The following is a 25,009-nucleotide window of genomic DNA, read 5'->3' as shown; positions in this document are numbered from 1 at the left end:
CCGGACACATTGGGCGATGGTGGTGGTTCCGTTGGAACAACTTCCGCTGTGGGGGCCGAGCACCGACGTGCCGCCACCCCCGAGGCCGGTCCTCACCCGGCCGGTGACGCTCCGCCTCCTGATCACCGTGAAGACGGCACCCCACCCCTCCACCAGCTACGGCGAGACGGTCTGCGTCGGCGCGCTCAGCCTGGCCCCGCCCTGGACGGGGTGGATCCGGCTCTACCCGATCCACTTCCGCGAACTCGCCGCCGACAGCAGGTTCCGCCCGTACGACATCGTCCACCTCGACGCGCTGCCGGCCCGTCGGGACCCACGCCGCGAGAGCTGGCGGCCGATCGTGGACACCATCACCACCGAGCAGCACCTCGCCGGCGGGCGGTCCCGTCGCACCCTTCTCGACCCGCTCGTCGAGGACTCCATGTGCCGACTCAACGAACGGGCCCGTGACGACCACGGCGCACGATCGATCGCCCTGGTCCGCGTCGCCGACGTCGCCAGCCTGAAGGTCGAACGACGGGACGGCTGGTCGCCGGAGGACCGCAGAAAGATCGCCAGCTACCTCAACCAGCTCGACCTGCTGGAGCCGTCCAGGCGCAGCCCTCCGGAGGCACCGCGATTCACCGGCACCTACCGCTACCGGTGCGCGGACCGCCGATGCCGAGGACACCGGCAGACCCTCTGGGACTGGGAGTTCGTCGCCCTGCAACATCGCCTGACGCAGCTCACCGACGCCGAGGCCGCAGACCGGCTCCGACACAGGTTCCTCACCCAGCTCTGCGCCGCCGACCGGGACGTGGCCTTCTACGTAGGCAACCAGGCGGCGAGGCCGCAGTCGTTCAGCATCGGCGGCGTCTACGCGCCGCGCCGGTCCGCCACCCGGTACCGGCTACGCGTCAACCGATGACCTCGGTCAACACGTCGGCATGACAGGGGTCCTCCGCCCGGCACCAACACGCCAACTGCTTCCCGGCCAGATCCCGCCGCGCCCGCTGCACCAGCTCCGGCTGCCCGGTCAGCCACTGCCGGTACAGCCGCAACGCCTCGGCCCGGCCGTGCTCACGAAGGCTGAACGGATTGGCCCACGGAGAACGCCGCAACCCGAACCCCTGCCGCCCGACGTAGACGGCACCGGCCGGCACCACCGGGTGGTAGAGGTCCCCCTGCACGCGAACCCGTGACTGCGCCACCCTCCCCCGCCTTCCCGTCGGGCTACCGGGCGTCGTCGCGCTGACGTCGCGCCCGTTCGAACTCGGCGACATCCGCCATCCAGGGACCGTACCGGTCGAGTGCGGCGCAGCCACCACGGATGAAGGTGCTCACCAGCGTCCGGTACCCGCCGATCCCGTCGACCAGGCTGTACTCGACCCGGTACTGCGGGTCCGCCCCGCCGTCACCCTGGCGCACCGTCGTGATCCGGGCGAGGGAGTCCGCGTAGAAGTGCAACTGGACCCCCTCACCGCGCTCCTCGTCCTCGATGGTGAACACCTCGTTGTCCGCGGCGGAGCGATCGGCGACGAACTGCCAGAACTCGGCGGAGGCGGACCGCGAACCGTCCCGTACCCACGTCTTCGCGCCGCCCTTGTCGTCGGTGAACGACAGGGTCGTCCTGCGCGTACCCCCGCCGGCGTCGGCGTGGTCGCCGAGAGTCCCGTCGTCATCGTCGACAGGCGTGCTCCGGGCGCGGTCCGCGGCCTCCGAGCACATCAGGAAGCTCACCGTACGCACCGCGTCGTCGGCGAGCCCCGGGTAGGCGCGACGCAGGGCCGCCTCCACCGTCGACGCCAGCCGGTCCCAGTCCCGCTTGTCGGTCGCCCGGTTCCCCCGGCGCGGGTCGAGACCGATCCGCATCCCGGCAGCCGCCTGCTCGGCGGTGGCGATCACCCGCAGGACCTCCGGCAACAGTGCGGGGTCGACGGCGTCGGGCAGCCGTCTCGGCAGGGTCGCCCCGTGCAGATACTGGCCCGTGTACCGCAGAACCTGCGCGTCGAGCGGCCCGAGGACGACGCCCCGCTCGGCGCGACGACGCTCCGCGTGGTACTCCTGAACCCGCTTCTCGTCCGCCCGCTCCGTCGCCGAGCGCAGCGCCGCACAGAGCTGACCCCGGTCGAGCAGATCGAGGTCGGCCCCATGGGCGACGAGCCGGCCCCGGTCCCACCCGATCCGTCGGAAGAGCGCGTCGACCTCCCCGGGCGGGGCGAGCAGAACCGGATCCAGGAGCGCGACGGCGGCGTTCTCGTCGAGCCGGCCCCGGGTTCCGGCCGCGTCACACAGCGGCAGAACGGCGCTCCACAGCAGCAGGTGTCGGGCCAGGTCCTCCCGGATCACCGCAAGATGGGCCGCGGCGACCGGAAACGTGAAGGTCCGGGGCTCGTGGTTGGCGTCGGCCCCGGCGGCGAGCATCAGCCTCAGCCCGCCGTCCTCGCGGATCACCCGCGGAAGCCAGCCGCCACGCGCGAAGACGACGTCGCTCACGACCACCGCGCACACTCGACCTCGAGGCGCGGATCGGTGCGCACCCACACCTCACCCCCGGTGGCCCCGGCCGGTGCGTCGACCCGTTCCAGACCGAGAAACTCGATCAGTTTCAGCACCGTGGCCCGTTCGGCCCGGTCCTCGTCGACGTCATGCGTGTGGAAGAAGACGTAGTACCGGTCGCTCGGGTCGACACAGCCGGAGTCCGCCCAGATCCGGGCGACCTCCTGGAGGGCCGCCTCTTCCGTCGTGATCGTCGCGGCGAAGGCGGCACCCCGGGTCTCCGGCGACGCGTCGAGGTCGGAGAGGTCGGAGAACCACTGACCGAAGCGGTCGAGGCCGGCGTAGCCGTTCTCGAAGAACAGCATGGCGCTCGGCAGGTAGCGGTTGGCCCGGCCGGCCCGGAAATGTTCCGCCCGGGGCTGGTCCGCTCCCCTGATCCGGGAGATCACCCCCTGACGGGGCATGAGCACCAAACTCTGCCCCGCCTCTTCGTCCCTGATGGTGTAGGTCTCGGCCTCCCGCCCCCGGAAGAACGCGGAGAAGGCCATGTACGCCTCCTGGGGGTCACCCACCGCGACCTGCTGGTCGTCGCCGTCGCCGGTGGTGAAGACAAACTGTTTCGGTCCGGGCTGGTAGGGACGGGCCATGGTTCGTCCTCCGGTTCGGTGGATACGTCCCGCCAGGGTAGTTGATCAGGGCGGACCCGCCTGCGGCCCTGGTCACAGACGTGCCGCGCGCAGACGACGAGCCCGGGACCGGACGCGGGTCGACGCGGCGACGAACCGGGGACGGCCATCGTCGGTCCGGACAGGGACACCGGAAGCCGGACGGTCCGACGGCCCCTGTGCGCCGGGTTCAGGGGGCGAGGGGTCGACGTCGGGCACGTCCTCGGCCGTCTATGGTCGAACAGCTCACATCCCCGGAGGTGGCGCATGGCCGAAGGCCAGCTCGATTCGTATCGCCGTGCGGCGCTGTTCGTCGACTTCGAGAACGTGTACATCGGTCTGCGCAACTCGAGCCCCGACGCGGCTGCGGCGTTCGCCACTGACCCGGGCCGCTGGGTGCGGTGGATGGAGCAGGATCTCGGCCCGTTCCGGGTCGACGACGACGAGGTCCCGCGGATGCTGCTACGCCGGATCTGCTACCTGGAGCCGAGCCATTCCGGCAAGTTCCGTTCATACTTCACCCGGGCCGGGTTCCGGGTCGTGGACTGCCCGTCGCTGACGAGTATGGGCAAGAACAGTGCCGACATTCACATGGTGCTCGACATCCTCGACACCCTCACCCACCCAACCCGGTTCGACGACTTCGTCGTCCTCTCGACCGATGCCGATTTCACCCCGGTGTTCATGCGGCTGCGGGAGCACGACCGGACTTCGGCAATGCTGGTGAGCGGGCCGACCGCCGCCGCGCTGCAGTCGGTGTGCGACTTCGCGATTCCGGACATCATGTTCATCGAGGAAGCCTTGGGCCTGAGCCCCTCGCAAGCCGGAGTGGAGCAGGCCCGCACCCCCGTGCCGCAACCACGCGCGACCACCGCCGTGCTGGCCAACCGCGACAGCGACAGCGTGCGAAACCGCATCGAGGCGACGGTGCGGCATCTTGTGGCACAGTCGACGACACCGGTCGACCTTGCCTCCGCAGCACACTACGTCCGCAAGGCCCTGGGACGGGAGGCGACGACAAACTGGGCCGGGGCGGGCGGGTTCAAGCAGTTCGTCACGACGATCCAGAGCGACAGCCTGGTGTTGGAGCCGCGCCACCCCGGCTGGCTGCTCGACCCGGCCAGGCACGAACTGCTCAAGCCCTCGAGCGCGCCGGAGATCGCCGAACGAGTGAGCCGAGTCGTCGGAGCACCGCTGATCGGCACGGACGCCTATCGGGCCCTGTTCCGGTCGATCGCCGACGAGGGCCGCGCCAACCCCGCCCTACCACAGGCGCAGGCGGAGGAGGTGATCCGTGAGGCGTGCGGCCGGCGGGGACACACGGTCACGAGAAGCGCGATTCACTTCGTGCTCATCGGCCTGAAGTACAGCGGGGTCGACTGGCGGGACGCCCGGCACGACGCGGCGAACCTCGCCTCGGAGTTCGCCGGTAACGTGCTGCGGCTGACGGTCAACGCCCGGATGGAGTTGTCGGAGGCGGAGCGGGCTGCGGTGTGCGCGTGGATCCAGGACGACCACTGAACGACACCTGCTACTCCCGATTCAGCGCTCAGGCTGACGTGGTGGGCAACGCCGGCGCTGCCCGTGAGCTTCTCTCAGGCGCCGTTGGCGGAGTGAATGCCGAGATCGGTACGCCCTGGCAGTAGATCCTCGCGGAGGGCCCGGGTCCCGTGGTAGTCGCCATCGCGCAGGCGTCGGAACGGCAGCGTGGGCTCGGTGTCGACGGTGCGCAGCCGCTCTCGTAGTCGCGTGGTCTCGCGTTCGACAGCGGCGGTGTCCAGACTGTCGGCGTCGTGGACGACGTGCAGGTCGACCACGTCGATGCCGACGTACCAGAGCACACCGTGGGTGACGGGGAACAGCAGGGAATCGATGTCGCCGCTGATGCCGCGCGGGCCGATCGATGCGGCGTCTTCGCCGGCGGTCACCACGATCAACGCCCGGCGTCCGGCGAGGCCGCCGTCGCCGTAGCGGCGCGGCAGCCCATCGCCATCGAGGTCACCGTACGCGAATCCACTGGTGAGTACTCGGTCGAACCAACCTTTGAGGATCGCGGGCGGCCCGTACCACCACAACGGGAACTGGATGACCAACAGCTCGGCCGCGGCCAGTTTCGCCTGCTCGTCGCGCACGTCGGCGGGCAGTTCGCCCCGGGCGTACGCCTCGCCGGCCAGTTCGGCGATGTTGCCGGGATTCGCGGCCAGCTCACCGAGGTCGCGGTCGCTGAGAACGGGGTCGAAGCCCTGCGCGTACAAATCGGACGTCTGCACCCGGTAGCGAGCGGCCAGAGCCTCGGTGCCCACCCGGAGGAGGTGAGCGTTGAAGGATTCCCGGCGGGGATGCGCGTACACCCAGAGGGCGTTGCCTGCCTCGGGGGTGTGGGTGATCGTCATCGGGTCTCCTCGCTCGTGGGGTGTCGGTTCTCGGTGGCGACCGCCGTGACGACGCGGGCAAGCGCGTCGCGGGCGCGCTCGGGGCTGATCCGGTTGTCGAGGGTGCTGCGGGCGAGGGCGTCGCCGGCGCCGACGATGGCCTGCAATCCTGCCGTGTCGATGGGGCCGGCCAGGGGCACGAGTGCCTCGCGGCACATGTCGAGGTAGGCCTCTTCGGCCTCCTGGCGTAGCCGGTTGAGGGTGGCTGAGCCAGTCAGCGCGGCGACGACGTCGGCCAGCTCTCGGCCTTCGGCAAGGCAGCAGTCGATGTAGGCCCCCGCAACCAGGTACGCCACTCTCGGCAGGTCGGGCTCGGCTTCCTCGAGCGCGGCACGCAGCGTCTCGCGCTGGCGGGCCTCGAACTCGCGGTACAGCTCGGCAAGGAGGCCGCCTCGGTCGCCGAAGTGGTCGTAGACCAGGGGTTTGGTCACTCCGGCGCGGTCGGCGAGCCGGGCGAGGGTGAACTCGCCGGTGCCGGCGTCGCGGATGAGCTCGCGGGCGACCTGCAGTAGTTGGGTGTGCCGCTGCTGCTTGGACATCCTGCGGCGCGGGCCGGCCGCCGGCAGCTCACTCACCCGAACCCCTTCCATACCATGATCGCCATAAGTTACCTCTAGTAAGTTACCATAGGTAACTTCGGATCGGAGATGGATCTTCGCTCCGGTGAACACGACGGCGGCAGCCGGCCGCGCGGTACACATCCATGCCCGGTCGGTGTGGTTGTTTCCGCTGCTCATGGCAGCAGCCTGCACATCACCGGTGAACAGCTTCGCCAGCAGGTACGCCTTGAACCGTAGGCCCGGCAACGCGACGCCCACCGCACCGGCACACCACGACGGGTCTCCGGTACAGGCGTGCTGCACCAGCAGCCGCCACACGGTGTCCCGGGCGGCGTAGCCGCAGGACGGATGCATCAGGAGCGCCGACAGCTCCGGCAGGGTGATGATCCGGCGGGGCAAGCCCAGGCCGAGACGGCGGCCATCGACCGACAGCGGATTCGGCCCCTGCCCAATCCGCTGAGAATCTTGTGCAGGCAGGCGGCATCGGGTGACCGAGGAACCCTCTTACCTGTAACCGTCCTTCGGAGCTGAGCACGATGGGACAGGAGGGCCCGAACGAGGTCCTCAAGAGGTTACCGGCGGCTCGCTCGGAGGCTGATTCGTCGCGTCAACATCGTTTGATGTGTTGAGTACGGCGCAGTCGCGGCAGGTGGGGTGTGTGGCGCGGTGTTGGCGTGCCCAGAAGCCGGCGTCGATCTCTTGTCGGCGAGGCGGAACGGCGGCAAGCTGTAGGCGACGCAGTGGGTGAAGGTTGGTGGGCAGCGCTGCGACGTCAGTGGCGTGTAGGCGCGGGTGGTGGACGATGAGTGTCCCGTCGCTCATGGTCACCAGGGCCCGGTACTGACGTAGGTCGTTCGGGCCATTCGGCTGGAACAGGGTTTCGTCGTGGCGGCTGGGGCGGAGGATGTGCCGGCCATCCGGGTGGATATGAGCGAGGAACCATTCGATGAAGTCGGTGCGTGCTGGCCCGTGTGTGGGGTCGTAGTAGTCGATCGCCCGGGCCCGGCGCACGAGGTCGGCGAGGGTGCTGGAGTCGACCGCGAAGAACGTGAGGTCCCGGGGGAGTTGCCACTGCTTCCACGTGGGCCGGGTGTCGGGTGCGGTGGCCGGCCGTGGGAGGCGCGGTGAGTTCCCCCCGCTTTGATGGAGCGGTGGTTACCTGCTGCCGGCTGGTGCAGGGGTGGCGATAGGTGGTTCGGCTGGTGCGGTCTGGCGGCTATGCCAGGCGGCCTCGTACTCGTTCGGGCTGAGGTAGCCCAGTTCGCGTTGGATGCGGCGGGTGTTGTACCAGCCGTCGATGTAGGTGAAGATCGCGTTCTCGGCCTCGTCGCGGGTCCGCCATGAGGTGCGGTAGACGAGTTCGATCTTCAGGGTTGACCAGAAGTTCTCCATCAGCGCGTTGTCGTACGAGTCGCCGACGGAGCCCATCGACGGCAGGATCCCGTTGTCCTGCAAGCGTTCCGCGAAGCGGAACGACGTATAGTTCGACCCCCTGTCCGAGTGGTGGATCAACTGGCCGTCGCGGACGTCGCGGGACCAGATGCCGTATTCGACGGCGGCGAGGATCAGGTCGGTGTCGCAGCGGTCGGAGGTCTTCCACCCGACGATCCGGCGGGAGAACACGTCGCGGACCGCGGCGAGCCAGAACACGCCCTCGCCGCAGGGGATGCGGGTGGCGTCGGCGACCCAGAGCCGGTTCGGCCCGTCGGCGGTGAACTGCCGCCCGACCAGGTCCGGCGCCGGCGTGTGCCGAGGATCCTGCTTCGTGGAGCCGGCGCGCCAGCCTCGACGCAGGAACGCCCCCTGCCAACCCTGGCCGGTCATCAGCCGCTCGACGCGTTTGCGGCCCACGTAGATGCCGTCGCGGCGCAACTGCCGGTGGACCCGGTCCGCGCCGTAGGTGCGCCCGGAGGTCTCCCAGATCTCGTGGATGTTGGAGATCAGCCCCAGGTCGACCACGTCCCGGTCGCAGGGCTGCTCGGCCTGCTTGACCCACGCGTAGTAGGTCGAGGCGCCGATGTTCAGGACCCGTAGCAGGAGCGCGACCGCGAACTGGTCACGGTGTTCGTGGATGAACCTCATGACCGTCGCCGGGTCGGGTCGAGCTCCGCCGCGAAATACGCGCTCGCGGCCTTCAGGATCTCGTTCGCCCGCCGCAGCTCGGTGACTTCCCTACGCAGCCGGCGGTTCTCTTCCGCCATCTCGCTGGTCGGCCGGTCGTGACGCTCGTCGGCGTCAGCCTCGGCCTGACGGATCCAGTTCCGTAGTGCCTCGTGATGAACGCCGAGCTGCTCGGCCAGGCGCCGGATCACGGGCTTCGGGTCCGACTCGCGGTACAAGCGCACAGCGCGCTGACGCAGTTCGTCGGGGTACTTCTTCGGTGCTGCCACGGACAACTTCCTCCCCCACGGCCATCAGACCATGGTCAAGAAGCTCCATGAAAGCGGGGGTGGCTCAGCACCGCCGCAGCAAACCTCGCCAGCCAAGGAGTACGGCGTAGGCCACCAGACGTGTGACAATAATTGTCATTCTGGGTACCCTGCGGCCTGCTGACCGTCCGGGAGGCCGTTCGCCATCCCGCAGATGATGCGGGACTCGGCTGCGGGCGGCGGAGGCGTCTCGGGCTTTCCAGAGGTCACGCCCGTGCTGTCGTGTCCGGTCAGCAGGTGCTGTCGAGTGCTCGTTGGCGTACGGTGCGGTGTCGTGCGGCTTGGCCGGCGAGGGCAACTGCCAGCAGCGCCGCGTCGGTGAGAAGGATGGCCCCGGTCGTGGCGCCGAAGGCCGCCAGAGTGGGCCCGCCGCCGCGGGTGGGTGAGTTGGTTGGCTCCGAACAGGCCGGCAGGGGTGGCGAGCAGCAGGGTTGCCCAGAGGCCGGTGTCGTCGGCGCGCAGGGCGCGGCCGAGTCCACGATCAGGACCAGTGCGAGCATCAGCCCACCCGGCCATGGCCAGGATCTCCGGGGTCGAGCGGTACGAGGTGAACCAGTTCCCGCCGTTCTTCCCGGCGGCGAACGACACGGACATGGCTGTCCCGCAACAGGCTGCGCGCGGCGGCAGACTGTGTCTGACCCAGCTGGGGTGGGTGGGTAACGCGAGGGTGGCCAGGGGCCGGGCGCGATGGTGGGAATCAGGACGAAGAGCGTGCCACCCGGACCGCGCCTGACGGCAGCCTGGTGCCCCTCGCGGAGCAGGACCGCGGCCGGTGGGACACCCGGTTGATCGCCGAGGGCGTCGAGATCCTCCAGGCGGCGCTGGCCCGCGGCCGGCTGGGCGAGTTCCAGGCCCGGGCCGCCATCGCGGAACTGCACGCCGACGCCCCCACCGCCGAGGAGACCGATTGGGTGCAGATCGTCGAGTGGTACAACGAGCTCGCCCGCCTGACCGACAGCCCGGTCGTCCGGCTCAACCGCGCGGCGGCCGTCGGTGAGGCCGACGGACCCCGCGCCGGACTGGCCGCCCTCACGGCGCTGGACGACTCACTGCCCCACCACACGGCGGTCGCGGCGTACCTGCACGAACGCGACGGCGACCTGGCCACGGCGGCACGGCTGTACGCCGAGGCGGCCCGAAAGGCCCCCAACCTCGCCGAACGCCACCACCTGACCCGCCAGGCCGCCCGACTCAACGACCGTCGGCGTCGCTGACGGGTCGCACTCGGATCCCCGCCCGCGCCGGCCGGTCGAGTGCCCCGTAGAGGGTGCGGGGCCGCAGCGCAGCCGCCCGTACTGGTTACGCCACGGATCGTAATGATGAAATCTGCCGTCGCGGCGCCGGCTCTGGCAGCCACCTGGTAAAGGCGACTGACGTCGGCGGAGTGAACCAACCAACCTCGCGGCCGGCGTTTCCACCGAATGGTCTCGGTTCCACCCGTGGCCCTGGCGGAAGAGGCCGGGCGTGGGAGGTGCGCGCGGCTGAGCGAGCGAACTCCACGGCTCGGCGGGCGTTCCTTGCTGCGGTGCAGGTGCCAACTTGGCCAACGCATTGCAGGTTGCGGCAGTTGCCGTTCTGCCCGGGTTGGTGGGCGGCGAGTACGTCGATGGCGAGGCGCCACAGCAGTGGGTCGGTCACGTCGTCGGGCACTGCGGCGAGGCGTCCGGGTCGTTCGCGGCGCAGGTGTGGCACAGGAAAGCCCTTCTTGCGAATCGCCCTGTGGGCGCGTCAATCGATGCACTGGTCGCAGGGGTTCTGCGGCCCAGCGGTGATGGCGCAACTAGCCACGCTTTTCTTTTTCCTAAGGTCAAGTCGTTGACGCAGCGGCCAGCCGACGACCCCGTCGGCTGGCCCAGCGCTGACGACGGGTACTCAGGCTTAGGCGGTTTACGCCGGCCTCGTCGTCCCACGCCGGCGTGGGACGACTGATGCGGTTGCTTCGGCGGCGGCGTGTGAGAGTTCGGGGAGGACGGCGCCGTAGAAGGTGGCGGTGAAGTGTGGGCTGGAGTGGCGTAGTCGGTTGGAGATGACTTTCATGTGGACGCCGGCGGCGAGTCCCATGGTGGCGGCGCCGTGGCGGAGGTCGTGGAGTCGGATGGGTGGGAGTCCGGCTTGGGTGGCGAGGTGGTGGAAGTGGTCGGTGACGTCGGCGGGGTGGAGCCGCTCGCCGGTGGGGGTGGTGAAGACGAGTCCGGTCTTGGTCCAGGTGGTGCCGGCGGCGAGGCGTTCGCGGTTCTGTTGGGCGCGGTGGGTGCGGAGGACGGTGGTGGTTTCGGTGTCGAGGGCGATGGTGGCTTCGCTGTCGGTGGTTTTGGGGGTGTCGATGGTGGTGGCCCAGCCTTGTTGGACGAGTTGCCAGCGGACGGTGAGGGTTTTGGCGTCGAGGTCGAGGTCGTCCCAGTGCAGTCCGCATGCTTCGCCTCGGCGGAGGCCGGTGAAGGTGATGAGGTGGTAGAGGGCGTAGAGGCGTTCGCCGGCGTCGTGGGTGTGGTCGAGGAATCGTCCGGTGTGTTCGGGGGTCCAGATCATGACGGGGCTGGGGGTTTTGCCGGTGTCGCGCCAGGTGCGGATGCGTTGGTCGGTCCAGATGGTGGGCTTTGGTGCTCGGGCGCGGGGTAGTTCGATCAGGAGGGCGGGGTTGATGTCGAGGTAGCGGTGGCGGCGCATCGCGTCGTTGAGGGCCTTGCGGAGGGTGGCGTGGATGACGTGCATCGTCCTGGGGCCGACGATCCGCTGGTTCTTGACCTGGTCACGTTTGGCCGGGTCGCGGCTGGCGCGCAGGGTGGTGATGGTGGTGTTGCGTTCGGTGATGGCTTCGTACATGGCGTCGATGTGGCCGGGGCGGAGCCGGTCGATGCGTAGGTGGCCGAGGTGGGGGATGAGGTAGAGGCGGATGTGGCCTTCGTAGGAGCGCAGGGTGCCTTTCTTGATGTTCTTGCGTCCGGCGAGCCAGTCGGTGAGGTAGTCGGCCATGGTGGGGAGTTCGGTGGGGGTGATGTCGAGGTGCAGGGTGCGGCGGACCTGGTCGGGGGTGGGTATGGGTGCGCCGGTTTTGACGGCGGTTTCGATGAGGTCGCCGGTTTTGGTGGTGGCGTGGGGGTCGGTGGGGTCGGGGACGGCGAGGGCGGCGCGGATGCGGTCGAGGATGGTGTCGGCGTCGGTTTGGGTGGGGTAGGGGCCGTGGCGCAGTGTGCGGCGGGTGCCGTCGTTGCGGGCGGGGATTTCGATTTGCCAGTGCCATTGGCCGTGGTTGCGGGACCAGCCGCCGCCGGGGCGGCGCAGGTCAGGGCAGGAGCGTCCCAGGCGGCGGCCCGTGGTGTCGCGGCAGCCGCAGCGTTTGAAGATGGAGCCTTTCACTGGTCGTCTCCGGGGTGCTCGACGTGGTGCCGCCAGCGGTGGTGGGTGTAGTCCGCTGGTGGTGGGGTCGTTGCATCCACGCTCGACACCGTCACGGGATCAAGTCGCCGGCCGTCGTGGGGGTTCGGGGTGGGGTGGTCGAGGAGGAGGAGTCGGAGGAGGCCGGTGACGGGGACGATGATGCGGGTGCCGGCGCGGATCAGTGGTGTGGGGAAGGTGTCGGTGGCGGCGAGGCGGTAGGCCTGGGACCGGCTGATCCCGAGTACCGCCGCAGCGGTGGGCAGGGTGGTGGCGGCACCGAGCGCGCGAATCCGCTCGACGGTCCACGGCACGTTGGTAGACGGGGGTGGGCTGGTCGGTTGGGTGTCATGGTTCGGGGTGGTGTGGGCGTTCATGGTGTCGGGTCTCCTGACTGCGATGGATGCGGTGCAGAGGTACGCACGGTGGTAGGTGTGGCGGGTTCTGGTGCTGTCGACGGGGTGCTGCGGTCGGCGGGTTCGGGAGTCTGCTGGCCGGTGGGTGGGGCTGGTGGTGGTTGGTCGGCTTTGAGGATCTTCAGTAGCTGGGACGCGCGGGTGTTGGACACGGTGTGGCCGGTAGCGCGCAGCGCGGTGGCCAGGGCAGCGCGGGTCAGCGGCCGGCCTTCGGCGGCGAGGTCCTCCTGGGCGCGCCTGGCGACCAGGAGCAGGACGGCGGTGTCGGTGGGGTGGGTGGACGGTCCGAGCTGCGACGGCCGACGCCGGCGGACCGGTCCCCCGGTCCAGGGGTGGTCCGGTCCGGTGTCCGGGTGGTCGTTGCTGGTGGTGTCGTGGACGGTCCGCGCGGGCAGACGCCAGTCCCCGGTCGGCAGGGCGGGCTGGGCATCGGTGCGGTCCGCCGGAAGCTGCCTTGCGGCGGCGATGGGCTGCTCCGCTGGTCGGGCGGTGGACGGGTGCGTTCCGGCTGGTGTGGGTTGGGGTGGGGTGTTGGTGTAGCCGAGGGCGATCTTGACCATGACCAGGAACCCGAGCGCCGGCACGGCCGCGGCAATCCAGCCGATCGGGGACGGCTCGGCCTCCACGACCTGCGCCGCGAGCGACATCGTCACCGCGCAGGCCAACACCGCCGCCGGGAACACCACCGAGACTCGGGCGCGTTTACGGCGGCGCAGTTCCAGGCCGGAAGCGATGGACATCAGCTCCAGCACAATCGCGTCCGCCCACGCCAACCACCCCGGCTGACCGTGAGCAGCAGCCACGTTGTGGACATGGGTGAAGCTGGCCGCACCCGCCGCCCCACCAATCGCCAACATGATCACGACCTGAACGAACCCCTCCACCGGGCTTCGTCCCGGGCCGGCGTTCGGGTCACCGGGTGCGGTCGTGGCCGACCACCTCCCCCGGCCGGACCGCCAGCACGCCCGGTCCGCCCGGTCCGCCCGTACGTGCGGACCGGATCAGGGGAGGGACGGTCCCGGTGTGCCGGACCAGGACCGGGGATGGACCGGTCCGGGGCCGGTCCGCGGACCGGCCACGCGGAGGCCGGGACGATACCTCCGCCCCCTCGCTGTCAGAGCTGTCCGGTGCTGTCACCGGTCTGTCAGCAGCCTCCGGTGAGACGCTGACAGACCAGTGACAGAACGGCTCCGAGGTCGTCACCGTCGCACACGCCGACCGCACGATGAAGAGATCCGGGGAGGTGTCGTCGGTCATGCCGCCTCCCCGGTCGGGTCACGGTCGTCGAGGACCCAGGTCGACAGGTCAGCCAGCGTGGATCGTTGTCCGTCACCGCCGGCCACCGCCCACACCGCCTCGGCGGGGCACAGGCCCGCCGTGGTGGCGTGGTCGCGGGCACCGGTAGCCACCGGCACCAGCGGCGGCATCTCGGCCCACATCCGGCGTAGGTTGCGCTCCCGGGCGGCGGAGTGCAGCCAGAACAACACCGGCCACGCCCGCCCCATCGCGGCGAACCACTCCCGGTAGCCGACAAGCTTCCCGGTCAACACCGACAACGGCTCACCACCGGTGTCGTACTCCACGAAGAACGGCACCCGGCCACCCCGCACCACCCACAGGCCATAGCCGTCCGGACGTACCCGAGGTTGGTAGGCGCGCACCAGAGCCGGATCCCCCGGCCGGGTGAACACCCCCGACCGCCGGCACGCCGCCTCCGACAACCACTCCCCCAACCGGACATCAGCGTGGGTGCGGGCGTAGCCGGCGAGATCGGTGAAGAAACCGTTCACCCCGAGGCGATGCTCCAGGGTGCGGCTGGACGTCCAACGGCGCCGCTCCACCCGGGCGTGATCACGACGGGGCGGACGCTCGTCACGACCGGCCGCGACGACCTCCGCGCCGAGCTGATCGATGACGTAGTGGTACGGGTACGAGCCGCCGTCAGCGCGCTGCGGACGAAACCGCGCCACCAACCGCAACCGGTACAACGTCCGCAACCGCCGCTGACAGAAATCCAGAGACGGAAACAAGGCATGCGCGACCTGGAACGACGTCAACACACCGTGGTCGTACAGCCAACCCAGCAGCACACGGTCACGGGCCGTCAGTTGGGACTGGACCCGAAGAACCGGATCATCCACCAGCCACCACCTCCCCTCCTGTAGGGAATGCCAGCCCAGGGGGAGAGACCCCGAAACCATGCAGGGTCTGTCGCAGGACAAGCCAACAGCGCTGACAGCCGACCTGACCAGCGATGTGAGACACGACAGGGGGTCCGTCGGGGAGTCTGGTTGAAGACTGACCTCAACACCGACACCAACCCGGACCCCGCAACGGGCACCGAAACGGGATCTGTCACCGCCACCAGCACGAAGCCGGAGCGCATAGGGAGGAGATGAACCACGAACACAACAACTCCTTGATCGAAAAAATGAGAATGCGCGACGACATTCACGACGCCGCAGGGATACGCATCCGCAGCCAGTGCGACGGACCACGGAGAAGCGCACTGTGGGTTTGCCAACCAACACCCGACCGGGCATCCGGTCGACCCGAGAGCGGATGGGGACAGCAACGACCGACACGACCACCAGAAGGGCGGTCGCGGCAGTTACGGAAGCAGGGCGGCATACCGCCGCGTCGGCAGGCGACACGGCACAGCGGGGGACATAGGCCCGGGAGCCGTCCACATCACGGCTCGGTAGGGCGTCGACTCAATCCGCCGGAGAAAGATCCTTCATCGCGAACCCCCTACCACTCAAACCAACGACGATCCGCCTACCCCGAGCCTCGAACGACCCGCGACGCTCCTCCATGGAACGTCGCCAGCCTGGCCGATTGGAGCCGGCAGACAGACCGCCACGCGGTCATGTCCGTACCAGTACGCCTCCCCCGGCAGCACCCTGTCAACCAGCGCCACCAGCAGCCGATCACGACGTCTCCGGACCCAGCCGGACGCACCGACACCCACCAACCCGCACTGGACCCCAACAGCACAAATCCACGCCCGAAACAAGCAGAAAAATCTTGACCAGCCGGGTCAGATGTCTCACATTGCGAGACAGTGCTCTCGCCGACAGACCAGCCAGAGCCACGGCGCCGCTTCCCATCAGGCCAAAACCGCATGCCGGACAGCGACAGCAAGGACCGACCCGCAGACGTGCCCCGCCCCGACAGCACCCCACCTACAGCGCGAAGGCGCGCTCAGCCGACCGACCTCGACCTGATCGGGCACCACCTACCCGACACCTCCCACACACCGATGGCGAGATCCACGAGCAGGCGAAATCACGCTCACCCACCCTCTCATGCCGAGTTGAATGCACTCGATCATGCGAAGATCGGATGCTAACCGTGTGGTGGGGTTGAAGCGGTCCCCGCCATCATCGGTGTCTTCTCGTTCAAGCGGAGAGTCGATGATGACGGTTGACTGGTGGCAGTTACGGCACGCCTACGGCCGGGCGACAGACACTCCGGAGCATCTGCGCGCCCTGGAGTGCGGCGATGCCCAGGCCCGTGAGACGGCGCTGGATCATCTCCAGGTCGCAGTGCTGCATCAGGGTTTCCCCGAGACCGCGACTGCGCCAGCCGTCCGGGCCGTGACCGCCCTGCTCGGCGAAGGCCGGGCACATCCGGACACGGTCGATGCGCTCGTAGAGTTTCTGGGTGACGCAGCCTCGTCCGTAACCTTCCTAGCGGGGAACCCGCACTTCGCCGAGGAACTCCCCGACGTCGCCAATGCCGTGGCAGCGGCATACCCAGTGGTGCTGGCGCTGTTGCAAACGGCGGCGTCCGGCCGCGCATTGTTCTATGCGGAGCAGCTCACGGCGATCGCCCAAATGGCGCCACTGGTTAACCAGCGCGAGGACCTCGCTGCCATCATCAGAGATCAGCTGCAACGCGGTCCCGGACCGCGAGCCCTCTGGGTCCGTTGCCTCGGCCAGCTAGGCGTGGATCTGCGCGACCTACTCTCCGACCCAGACCCCGCGGTCCGCCTGCGGGCCGCGCTGGTCCACGACGACGACCCACGGAGTCAACAGCTGATCCTCGCCGCGCTGGCGGAGCCGCCGCCTCCAAGTCTGCACCAGTTCGAACTCGTCCCCGCAGCGATCCGCGTCGCGCCCGACTTCGACACGATCGCAACGGCCGCTTGCGAGGTTGCCAGGCGGGACGGTTGGACCGGATTCGACGACGGATGGGGCGCCCTGGTGCGCTTTGCCTTCGCCGAGCCGCACGGCCCGCGCCGGCCATTGACCGACTCCCAGCGTGCGCTCCTTCGAGCTCTCGTCATCAACGACCAGCTATGGGATCCGAAGAACGGAAACTGCGGGCTGGTATTCAAGGAGGCCGGGCTGCCACACGACCGGGATGCCTGCCGCCAGCTTGCCCAGTGATGAACTCCCATGACCTGGACGTCCTGATCGGGCACCACGACCGCCCGAGAGGTGGTGGGGCTTTGTAACCTTGCGTAGTGACAGGAAGGCGAGCTGGGCACCCAAGCATCCGGCTGGCAGGTGCCGGCGTGATGCTGGTTGGCTTGTTCTCCGCCAAGGACAAACAGGTTGAGGCGAAACTTGACCTTCTGGCGGCTTCAGTGGAAGCACGTGGTGGACGAGTGGTTGGCCGGCAGATCCAGAGACGGGGTATCTCCCGCGGCGGTGCGAGCAAGATGACATCGCCGTTCTCCCGGCGAACCCTGCTCAGCTCGGGCAAGGCCCACGAAGTCGCCGACGCATGCCGGTCAGCCGCGGTCGCCATGGCCGTCTTCGTCAACCCGTTGACCGACCATCAGAGAACAGTTCTCAGCGATCTCTTCGGGTGCCCGGTGGTCAGCGGCGACGACCTCGCCTGAACATCCGCCCATGCCGTTCTCGCGCCGCTGAAGGTCACCGGCCACTGGCGTCAGCGGCCCCGACCGCCGATCGCGGTACGGTTCCGCAGTGCCCGCCAGCGTCAGACGACCGTTGATCTTTGTCGACATCGACGGCGTGCTGATCCCGCTACGGGCCCGACCGCACCAGGTCGGTACTCGTTGGAGCGGCACAGCGGCGGACGGTGCCGACCGCCACGGCAATCCTCTGTTGGACCGGCTCGATCCCGCCGACGGTCAACGGCTCCTCGCCCTGCCAGGTGAGCTGGCCTGGGCCAGCACCTGGATGGCCGAAGCCAACGAGGTCGTGGCACCCCGGATCGGTCTTCCCGCCCTCCCCATCATCGACTGGCCCGACGACGACGAGGAACCACCGCGTGGAGTGCACTGGAAGACCAGACCGTTGCTGCGCTGGGCGGCAGGACGCCCCTTCGTCTGGCTCGACGACGAAACCACCGACGCTGACCGGCGATGGGTCGCCGCACACCACCCACAACCGGCACTCCTGCACCACGTCGACCCACACAGCGGACTGACCCACATCGACCTCACGGCAGTACGCCGATGGCTGAACCACCACCACGACATCGGCTGCCACCGCGAGTCGAGCGGTCCAGCCAACTGACCCGACCGCCGATAAACGATCAACGTGGCGTCCAGCGCCCCAAGCGTGGAGACCTCACGTTGGTGTGCCGACCGAGGACTACGGCCCGCCGCTCAGTCGAAGACCTGGTTAACCATGACCTTGGTGTGGCGGCGTCGTCTGGCCTACCGGTTGACCGACGAGGTGGTACGCGAGACGACCGGCATCATTCCGCTCAGCGTGGCCGCGGACCGCATCGCTCATGCCGCTTTCCGGGGCGCCGGGCTGCTGTCAATGCTGGCCGCCGCCGGCCATGACGTCGACCGGTGCGGCGACGGCAAAATCGCCGAGGTATACCCGGCCCCTGTGCCGCTGGGGGCTGACGTATCGCGGTTACAAGGGGCGGGGCCAGTCGCTGCGGTTCGGGCATCCCTCCTTTGGTAACGCGCCATTCGTCAGGGGCGAGCCCGTAGGGTCTGTCGCGTGGCCGAGACACAGACCGAACCCGACCTCTCCTACATCGCCAGCGTGACGCGGGTCCGCGCTGCCGCCGGCGTGATCCTCCGGGACCAGGTCGGCCGGGTGCTGGTGGTCCACCCGACCTACAAGGACATGTGGGAGATTCCCGGCGGAGTGGTGGAGCCGGACGAGTCCCCGGCGGATGCTTGTGTACGCGAGATCCAGGAGGAATTGGGTCTTCCCGTGCCCACGGGAACGCTGCTGTGCGTCGACTGGGTACCGGCGAGCCCACCGTGGGACGGTGGGCTCATGTTCGTCTTCGACGGAGGCGTACTGACAGCGGACCAGATCACGGCGATACGACTGTGCCCGGACGAACTCGACCGGTTCGACTTCGTCGAGCCGGAACGCCTGGACGAGGTGTTGATCCCACGACTGGCTCGACGGGTTGCCGCAGCCGTCGCCGCGATCGGGCATGGCGGCGTCTACCTCGAAGATGGAGTCACCGTCTCAACCAGGTAGTCGTCGGCCGGATTGAGCCATGGACGCGGCGCTCGTGGCAGGTCGGACACAGCGAAACTCCCGAAGGCCGCCGAGCCCCGCTGGGGACACGATCTCGACAACACAGCGATCAGCAACTGCTGCCTGTTCCACCTCGACTCACTCACCAAACCTTTTGAGCGGCCGACTGGAGTAGGCGGCGCGGCGGCGGCAGCAGCCGATGCGTCACAGGTGTCTTCTACCAGTCGATTGGCTTGCCGTCGGCGAACAGGCCGCCGGTTGGCCCGTCGGGCGGCAGGGTGGCGAGCCACACGGGTGTTTCGGCACCTTCCTTCGGCGTCCGGTCGGTCTCTCCGTACGCCAATCTGGTGTTCATGCGTCCCGGTGAGCATGCGTTGACAAGGATGCCGGTGCCGTCCAGTTCGGCCGCGAGGACCCGGGTCAGCGCGTTCAGGGCCGCCTTGGACACGCGGTAGGAGACGTTGGTGTCGCCCATGGTGGCGAGTGAGGCGAGGTGGCTGCTGACGTTGACGATGCGGCCGTAGCCGTTCTTCTTCATCTCCGGCACGGCGGCGGCGCAGCAGCGCCACGCGCCCAGGAGGTTGGTGTCCAGGGCGCTGCGGACCCGCTCGAAGTCGGGGCTCGCCGCTGTCTGGCCGCGGTCGATGGCGATACCGGCGTTGTTCACCAGGACGTCCAGCCGGCCGTGGCGCTTTGCGGTGTCGGCGAAGGCACGCGCCACGCTGGCCGGGTCGTTGACGTCGAGTTGGTGTGCGCTGGCGGATAGTCCGTCCCTCGTCAGGTCGGACACCACGTGGTCGACGGAGTACTCGTTTCGGCCAGCGAGCACCACGTGCAGGCCTTGCTCGGCAAGGTTGCGGGCGATGGCTGCGCCGAGTCCACGGTTGGCGCCGGTCACTACGGCGACCTGGATGTCGTCAGCCATGGTCAGACCCCCAGGGTGGCGAGCTGGTCGTCGAGGGCGCGAGCGCGCGGGTCGGCTTTGGTGAACGGGAGTCGTTGCCGTGCTCGAACGACGCGGCGCATGTTCCGTTCTGATGGGGCCTCGCGGATCAGTGGTATCGCCTCCGCGACGAGCGATGCCGCGTGGTCGGCGTCTCCGAGTTGCGTCTGCGCCGACGCACGGCGAATTACGTACGTGGCCCGGTCGCGCACCTTGGTGGGTGGAACCAACCGCAGCGTTCGGCTGAAGTACCTGTCGGCTTCTTGCGATCGGCCCAGATCCAGGTAGCAAGTCCCGACCTGGGCGTTGAACTCGGATTCGTCGAAGTACCCAAGATAGGCGGCCTCCGGGTCGGTCGACTTTATGCGATCGAACTCGACGTCGGCCTGTTTGATGAGGCGTTCGCATGCCGTGCTGTCGCCGATCGCTGCGTGAGCCCTGGCTTCCCGTAGCGCCAGCATCGCGGCGGCGCGTGGGGTCACCCCTCTGGCACCCTCGTGGGCGCTACGCGCCAGCTCCAGTGCCTCTCGGGGGCGGCCGAAGTCGCAGCACTGCAGGCTCATCGATTTGAGGATGTTGGCTCCCAGGAGTCGGTCGGCGGCGGCGTGTGCGGCGTGTAGTGCGGCGAGCCAGTAGCGCTGCGCCGCTGCGTGCAGGCCAGCGTCGAACGACGCCCAGCCGGCCATCCGGCCGAGTTCTGCCGCCAAGGCGTACAGTCGCTGACCTACCACAGCCGTGTAGGTGGATCGGTCGAGGACATCCACCACCATGCCGAGTTCGGCGTGGATGAGGGCCCGGGCTTGGTCACCGCCTCGGGTCGCCTCCAGGAAGCGTAGTCGCGGAAGACCCTCTTCCATACGTTCGACCAGGTCAGCGGTCACCTGGCCGCCTCGCAGGACGGCAACGAGTTCTCGGGGTTCGATGGTCAGCCACGCTTCGGCGATGCCGACCAGGGGCACGCCTGTGATCTTCATGAAGGCACGGCGGTCCACGTGTGCGTACTCCAATGCGTTGACGAGTGTCTGCAGTCCGCCCGACTGGGTCCATCCGAAGGAGGTCGGGATCGGGTCACCGGCGGGAAGCCACTGCGGCCATGGTGCCTCCCGTACGCGCTCCTGCGGAATGTCGAGTACCGCGGCGAGAGCGAGCTGGCTTTCGAGATCGGGGACCACTCCCCAGTGCTCCCAACGCCACGCCTTCTCTCGCCGGGCGGCCATATTCCGGCTGTGCTTCGCGATCGCACTGACCACGTCCTGGTATGTCCACCCTCGTGCAGCGCGCACGACGCTGAGCGGGTGAATGAGCCGATCCCGATCGGATGCCGGTAGCTGCGACGCCATCGCTGCCTCCTCAATGCCCAAGGATGCGACCTACAGCTCTCTGGTCAAGGCGTGGTCGCGGCCGTATCGAACGTGAGCGAAAGTCGTATTCAGATACCTGGATCTCGCTTTGCTCATGCCACCGACCGGGGGCGGTGGGGAAGCCTTGCCGTCTCACGCGGCGTGGCGGTCGTGCCGCGCAGCCTTCACCGCTTTTCCGGCTGGCTTACGCGTGGTGGTTCGGGGTGTCGAGGATCAGCAGGAACCGGGCTTTGACGTTGCTGTCGGCGATCATGAGCGTCTCGTCCAGGGCGGCTTGTGTGGCCATCGTCGGTGGTGGTGTGCGCGTGTGGTGCTGTTCCCAGCCGGAGGCCGTCTCAGGCGCCACCCCGAGGTGACGGGCGAAGTCGTGGACGGTCATCCGGAGCGCCTCGCGTAACGCGCGGGTCTCCTGTCCGGTCCACCGGCCGACGACCACCGTCCCGCACCCGCAGTCACCCGTCGCCGCGTGAGTGGTCCGGGTGGCGGTCCGGCCGGCGCGTCGGTGGCGTTCCTCGTCCCGCGCCTGCGCCCGCTGGGTGTTGAAGTCCCGTACCAGTGCGGCCATCTGGTCGAACGCCGCGAGCAGCGCCCCTTGTGCGTCGACCGCCCGGTCGGCGTCCTGCCAGAACCGGCGGACGCTGGTGTCCCGGCCGATCTCGGCGTTGGCGACCGAACTGCGGGAGTAACAGATGCTGCTGGCGAGCTGCATCTGCGTCAGCCCTTGCTCGGCACGCCACGCGGCCAACCGGCGGCCGAGGTCCCTGCGCGCCTCGGCCACCTGCTGCTGACTGATCAGCCCCGGAAAGCGCAGAGCCGACGAACTCCGGCCATCCATGGCCGGCTGCGAAACCCGCACATTCGTCATCGGTGCCGCCGCTCCGAAAGCCGGGACACCTGGCAGAGGCTTGTCGTAGTCGAGGGCACACTCGGGCGAGCCGCGAGGCGGTCCCGCCCGACATCCGACGGTTCGATCATCACTTCGACGGGTCCCGCGAGGACCGCGACAGCGCCGGTCGCGTCGTCGTGACGGACCAGCGCCGTGACAGTCTCGGCGTGGACGTTCACGGTCACCCGCACCGCCGCCGCTCGGGGCATGATGACCGGACCAGCCGCGATCACTACCGAAACCGGGCGGCCCGGGTCGACACCGGGGGGTGAGGTCCAGTTAGCTTCTGGTCCTGGTTTCTCCGGGCTCGCTTCAGGATCCTTGGCGTGTCCCTGGATGATGAAGAAGCCGAGATCAGCGTTGGTCGTCATACCGAGGACTTCCCGCAACGCCGTGCGGTACGGCTCGAACGGCCACCGGTGCTCCCCTCGTTCGAGCTTGCCGATGTAGCGGGCGTCAACGACGCTGCGGCATCCCGCGTGCGCGTGGGTGTGGGCGTTGACCGCGTCAGCCAACTCCTGTCGGGACATCGGCCGCCCCGAGCCGGACGGAGACGGCAGCGCCAGCCGAGCCGCGCGAAGCAGGTTGTTCGGCCCTGGGTGATAGGCCACGACGTTGTTCTCCCGATGTGTTCGTGTGCTGTGCAGCGGGCGACCGGCAGGGCATGAAGACCGGCGATGTCACCGCTTGCGCACGGTCAGGTGGAGATCCTGAACGGCCAGGTGGGTGAGGTCGGGTAGCTGGTCCTCGTCGAGGGTGACCCCGTGGAGATTGCCGAGACCGGTCTTCAGGTCGTGTAGGCCGTTGCCTCGCAGGTCCACGCCATGGAGGTGGCAGGAGTCGAGTTCCAGGCGGGCCAGTTGGCAGCACCGCAGGACGATGTTGGGTAGGCGGCAGGACGACCAGGTGGCATCGGTGAAAAGGCAGTCCACGAAGGCCACGGCTCCGGCTGCGGTGACACGGGTGAGGGACGCGTAGTCGAAGCGGCATCCCTCGAACAGCACGTCCTTCAACCGAACATCAGTCAGCCGGGTGCCGGTGAACCGGGAACCCGTGACGGCGCAGCGCTCCATGCTGACGCCGGACAGAGTGGTGCCGGAAAAGTCGGCACGGGTGATCTCGCAGCCGAAGAGGGACCCGCCCTCCCAACCACTCTCACTCACATCGACGCCGACGAGCCGGCTACCACGGACAGTAACGCCGTCCAGGGTGCCGCCACGCCAGGAGACGTTCTCGATGGTGGCGTCGCTGAGGTCGTCGGTCGGGTCGCTGATGGGGTCGAGATCGTCAGGGTCCAGCTCCGGGAGCAGTATCCGCAGCTCGCCGACTGTCGTGGTCCGCATGTGGTCCTTTACCTGATTCCGAGGGTGGTGCGAGACGGGCCGGCCGTCGCACCACCCGAGTGTCGGGAGTTCACTGTCAGCGCTTCTTCTTGTCCCAGTTGTCCCAGCCCGGACGGCTGTCAAATTTGCCACGGTTGTCCCAGGTGGGCCGGTTGTCGAACTTCGCGGCGTCGATCGACGCTACCGCCTGGGACGGTGTGACACCGAGACTGTCGAGGTGGTGCGGCGGAGCGTTGACGAGTGCGGCGAGGGCGTCGTTCATGCTGGTCCTCCGGTCGGGGTGAGGTGGTCCGCGGTGGCACGGACGAGGGCCTGTCGGGTGGTACGGCAGAAGTTGGTCTCGCGGACGGTGAAGGTGCCGTGTTCGAAGTAGCGGTTGCCGGCCTGTCCGCCACGGCAGAAGTCGTAGAACCCGCACCGGTCGGCGCAGTCGTTGAGCGCGGTGACGAACTCGGTCACGTAACGCAGACCGCCGGCCCGGCCGATCATCGCGGTGATCGGTTCCTCGACCACGTTGCCGGCAATGAAGTCCCCGTACTCGGAATCGGTGATGCCGAGCAGTTCCGGTGACAGGAGCACGACCTGGCCGTCCCAGGACACCGTGGGAATCGGTTCATGGGGTGTGTGGTCAACGTGTCCGGCGCGAACGGCGGTCAGGTAATCGGCCAGCCGGTCCAGGTCACGGATACGCAGCCCGCTACCGGCGGTTCGGCGTTGCACGAGCTGCCGCCAGAACCGGTACGCGGAGCCCTCCGACACGGGCAGCCGGGCTGCGCCTTCCTGCTCCTCGATGTTGAAGCCCACCGACTGGCACCCGGGCAGGTCGGTGAAGAAGTCGAGGAGGTCGTCGGCGTGGTCGATGGTCTCCGGGGTAACGACGCAGATCACCGTGTACTCCAGGCCCGCGTCAGCGAGCATCTGAACGCCGCGCATCGTCCGATCGACCGTCTGCCTACCGGCGCGGTCGACCCGGTTGCGGTTCAGGGTGCCAGGGCCGTCCACGCTGACACCGATCTCGAATCGGTAAGCGGTGAACAGGTCACTCCACCGCTGGTCGATCAGGGTGGCGTTGGTCTGGATCTCGTGACGCACCCGGCCCGTTCGCCGTAGCGGCTCGAAGGCGGTGAGCAGGTTTCGGAAGTGGCCGATCGGCGTGGCGGTGGGCTCGCCTCCGTGCCAGACGACGCTGACGGGATGCTCGCTGCCCTGCTGCTCGATCGAGATGGCACATGCCCGCGCCACCTCCACGGTCATGAGACGGCGGGACCGGCGGTCAGGCAGGTAGCAGTAGGCGCAGTCGAGGTTGCAGAAGCTCGTCGGCTGCACCACCAGGGTGTGAAACACCTCCGCGATCGCCGGTCGCCCCACAGCGGTAATCAGACCGATGCCGCTCACGATCACGCCTCCTTCGAAGACACTGGTGTGCTGGTCGTCGCCCCGGGAGAGCCGGCGCGTCGCCTGGCCCAGTCGACGAAGCGGTCGAACAGGTCCTCGCAGTTGCTCGTCCCGCTGGCGTCCGGCTGGCTCAGGTCGTCGATGGCCTCGTGCAGACATCCGGCCAGATAAAGGAACAGGCCGATCCGATTGCCCGCGTACTCCGTCAGGAGCGCGCTCCTGGCCCCGTCGCAGGGCCATGGATGGCCGCAGGCGCGGCAGCCCCAGTGCGGACGCGACGGCACATGCTCAT

Annotated in this window: 24 protein-coding genes and 2 pseudogenes; 7 read left to right on the top strand and 19 right to left on the bottom strand. The window is 68.6% G+C overall.

Annotation, left to right across the window (positions count from 1 at the left end):
• Positions 1–16 precede the first annotated feature (16 nt).
• Positions 17–907 (top strand): hypothetical protein, encoded by an 891-nt coding sequence (locus ACN268_RS27995; RefSeq protein WP_421485949.1) that lies wholly within the window; start codon positions 17–19, stop codon positions 905–907.
• On the opposite strand, the gene ACN268_RS27990 is transcribed toward ACN268_RS27995, so the two are convergent.
• Genes ACN268_RS27990 through ACN268_RS27980 form a run of 3 tightly spaced genes read right to left on the bottom strand, consistent with a single transcriptional unit; the run spans position 897 to position 3,125 of the window.
• Positions 897–1,190: a DUF4326 domain-containing protein gene (locus tag ACN268_RS27990; RefSeq protein ID WP_421485947.1), complete on the bottom strand. Its 294-nt coding sequence runs from the start codon at positions 1,188–1,190 to the stop codon at positions 897–899. The two genes, ACN268_RS27995 and ACN268_RS27990, sit on opposite strands and share 11 nt — an antisense overlap.
• A 22-nt stretch (positions 1,191–1,212) precedes the next feature.
• Positions 1,213–2,475: a DUF6357 family protein gene (locus ACN268_RS27985; RefSeq protein WP_421485946.1), complete on the bottom strand. Its 1,263-nt coding sequence runs from the start codon at positions 2,473–2,475 to the stop codon at positions 1,213–1,215.
• A complete protein-coding gene (locus ACN268_RS27980; RefSeq protein ID WP_421485944.1) occupies positions 2,472–3,125 on the bottom strand; it encodes a hypothetical protein in 654 nt (217 codons plus the stop codon). Before ACN268_RS27980 ends, ACN268_RS27985 begins: the two co-directional genes overlap by 4 nt.
• Before the next feature lie 285 nt (positions 3,126–3,410).
• On the opposite strand from ACN268_RS27980, the gene ACN268_RS27975 reads away from it, so the two are divergent.
• Positions 3,411–4,664 carry an NYN domain-containing protein gene (locus ACN268_RS27975; protein WP_421485943.1) on the top strand — a complete coding sequence of 418 codons (1,254 nt, stop codon included), beginning with the start codon at positions 3,411–3,413 and terminating at the stop codon, positions 4,662–4,664.
• Between the two features lie 74 nt (positions 4,665–4,738).
• On the opposite strand, the gene ACN268_RS27970 is transcribed toward ACN268_RS27975, so the two are convergent.
• From ACN268_RS27970 to ACN268_RS27950, 5 genes and pseudogenes are all read right to left on the bottom strand, one after another.
• The gene (locus ACN268_RS27970; protein ID WP_421485941.1) at positions 4,739–5,536 is read right to left on the bottom strand and encodes an NAD(P)H-dependent oxidoreductase; all 798 of its coding nucleotides are present in this window, start codon (positions 5,534–5,536) and stop codon (positions 4,739–4,741) included.
• The gene (locus ACN268_RS27965; RefSeq protein ID WP_421487013.1) at positions 5,533–6,114 is read right to left on the bottom strand and encodes a TetR/AcrR family transcriptional regulator; all 582 of its coding nucleotides are present in this window, start codon (positions 6,112–6,114) and stop codon (positions 5,533–5,535) included. The genes ACN268_RS27970 and ACN268_RS27965 overlap by 4 nt, the downstream gene beginning before the upstream one ends.
• Positions 6,115–6,315: 201 nt before the next feature.
• Positions 6,316–6,588, bottom strand: a pseudogene (locus ACN268_RS27960) (hypothetical protein); the annotation flags it as partial.
• Positions 6,589–7,290: 702 nt separating this feature from the next.
• Positions 7,291–8,217: an IS3 family transposase gene (locus tag ACN268_RS27955; protein ID WP_421482457.1), complete on the bottom strand. Its 927-nt coding sequence runs from the start codon at positions 8,215–8,217 to the stop codon at positions 7,291–7,293.
• A complete protein-coding gene (locus ACN268_RS27950) occupies positions 8,214–8,525 on the bottom strand; it encodes a transposase (RefSeq protein ID WP_067308719.1) in 312 nt (103 codons plus the stop codon). Before ACN268_RS27950 ends, ACN268_RS27955 begins: the two co-directional genes overlap by 4 nt.
• Positions 8,526–9,274: 749 nt before the next feature.
• Between ACN268_RS27950 and ACN268_RS27945 the strand changes: the two are divergent.
• Positions 9,275–9,778, top strand: a pseudogene (locus tag ACN268_RS27945) (DUF6596 domain-containing protein); the annotation flags it as partial.
• 673 nt (positions 9,779–10,451) lie between these two features.
• Here ACN268_RS27945 and ACN268_RS27940 read toward each other — a convergent pair.
• The 4 genes from ACN268_RS27940 to ACN268_RS27925 form a co-directional block, all read right to left on the bottom strand.
• Positions 10,452–11,921, bottom strand: a complete 1,470-nt coding sequence (locus ACN268_RS27940) for a tyrosine-type recombinase/integrase (RefSeq protein WP_421485940.1) — start codon at positions 11,919–11,921, stop codon at positions 10,452–10,454.
• Positions 11,918–12,316, bottom strand: coding sequence for a hypothetical protein (locus ACN268_RS27935; protein ID WP_421485939.1), 399 nt, complete (start codon positions 12,314–12,316; stop codon positions 11,918–11,920). Before ACN268_RS27935 ends, ACN268_RS27940 begins: the two co-directional genes overlap by 4 nt.
• A complete protein-coding gene (locus ACN268_RS27930) occupies positions 12,313–13,212 on the bottom strand; it encodes a DUF2637 domain-containing protein (RefSeq protein ID WP_421485938.1) in 900 nt (299 codons plus the stop codon). The genes ACN268_RS27935 and ACN268_RS27930 overlap by 4 nt, the downstream gene beginning before the upstream one ends.
• A gap of 396 nt (positions 13,213–13,608) precedes the next feature.
• Entirely contained in the window at positions 13,609–14,496 is an 888-nt protein-coding gene (locus ACN268_RS27925; RefSeq protein WP_421485937.1) for a replication-relaxation family protein, read from the bottom strand.
• Positions 14,497–15,771: 1,275 nt separating this feature from the next.
• Here ACN268_RS27925 and ACN268_RS27920 point away from each other — a divergent pair.
• The 4 genes from ACN268_RS27920 (at position 15,772) to ACN268_RS27905 (ending at position 18,789) form a co-directional block, all read left to right on the top strand.
• Positions 15,772–16,749 carry a hypothetical protein gene (locus ACN268_RS27920; protein WP_239484627.1) on the top strand — a complete coding sequence of 326 codons (978 nt, stop codon included), beginning with the start codon at positions 15,772–15,774 and terminating at the stop codon, positions 16,747–16,749.
• Positions 16,750–16,877: 128 nt separating this feature from the next.
• Positions 16,878–17,207: a hypothetical protein gene (locus ACN268_RS27915; protein WP_204956675.1), complete on the top strand. Its 330-nt coding sequence runs from the start codon at positions 16,878–16,880 to the stop codon at positions 17,205–17,207.
• 88 nt (positions 17,208–17,295) lie between these two features.
• On the top strand, positions 17,296–17,850 hold the full coding sequence (locus tag ACN268_RS27910) for an HAD domain-containing protein (RefSeq protein ID WP_372445874.1): 555 nt from the start codon (positions 17,296–17,298) through the stop codon (positions 17,848–17,850).
• 441 nt (positions 17,851–18,291) lie between these two features.
• Positions 18,292–18,789 (top strand): NUDIX hydrolase, encoded by a 498-nt coding sequence (locus ACN268_RS27905; protein WP_307820954.1) that lies wholly within the window; start codon positions 18,292–18,294, stop codon positions 18,787–18,789.
• A gap of 217 nt (positions 18,790–19,006) precedes the next feature.
• On the opposite strand, the gene ACN268_RS27900 is transcribed toward ACN268_RS27905, so the two are convergent.
• The 7 genes from ACN268_RS27900 to amcB all read right to left on the bottom strand — a co-directional run bounded on the left by ACN268_RS27900 (position 19,007) and on the right by amcB (position 24,717).
• Complete coding sequence (locus ACN268_RS27900) at positions 19,007–19,714, bottom strand: SDR family oxidoreductase (RefSeq protein WP_421485936.1); 708 nt, start codon at positions 19,712–19,714, stop codon at positions 19,007–19,009.
• 2 nt (positions 19,715–19,716) lie between these two features.
• Positions 19,717–21,072, bottom strand: coding sequence for a transcriptional regulator (locus tag ACN268_RS27895; RefSeq protein WP_421485935.1), 1,356 nt, complete (start codon positions 21,070–21,072; stop codon positions 19,717–19,719).
• A gap of 205 nt (positions 21,073–21,277) precedes the next feature.
• Positions 21,278–21,928, bottom strand: a complete 651-nt coding sequence (locus tag ACN268_RS27890) for a helix-turn-helix domain-containing protein (protein ID WP_421485934.1) — start codon at positions 21,926–21,928, stop codon at positions 21,278–21,280.
• 26 nt (positions 21,929–21,954) lie between these two features.
• Entirely contained in the window at positions 21,955–22,509 is a 555-nt protein-coding gene (locus ACN268_RS27885; protein ID WP_204956672.1) for a hypothetical protein, read from the bottom strand.
• Positions 22,510–22,659: 150 nt separating this feature from the next.
• Positions 22,660–23,322 carry a pentapeptide repeat-containing protein gene (locus tag ACN268_RS27880; RefSeq protein ID WP_204956671.1) on the bottom strand — a complete coding sequence of 221 codons (663 nt, stop codon included), beginning with the start codon at positions 23,320–23,322 and terminating at the stop codon, positions 22,660–22,662.
• 76 nt (positions 23,323–23,398) lie between these two features.
• Complete coding sequence (amcA, locus tag ACN268_RS27875; RefSeq protein ID WP_204956670.1) at positions 23,399–23,584, bottom strand: multiple cyclophane-containing RiPP AmcA; 186 nt, start codon at positions 23,582–23,584, stop codon at positions 23,399–23,401.
• Positions 23,581–24,717 carry a cyclophane-forming radical SAM peptide maturase AmcB gene (gene amcB / locus ACN268_RS27870; RefSeq protein ID WP_204957285.1) on the bottom strand — a complete coding sequence of 379 codons (1,137 nt, stop codon included), beginning with the start codon at positions 24,715–24,717 and terminating at the stop codon, positions 23,581–23,583. The genes amcA and amcB overlap by 4 nt, the downstream gene beginning before the upstream one ends.
• Positions 24,718–25,009: the final 292 nt, after the last annotated feature.

Origin of the sequence: Micromonospora sp. WMMD735 (assembly GCF_049178995.1) — a bacterium.
Classification (GTDB): domain Bacteria; phylum Actinomycetota; class Actinomycetes; order Mycobacteriales; family Micromonosporaceae; genus Micromonospora; species Micromonospora wenchangensis.
The sequence above is the reverse complement of the archived record's forward strand: the minus strand, read 5'-3'. Positions and strand labels throughout refer to the sequence as shown.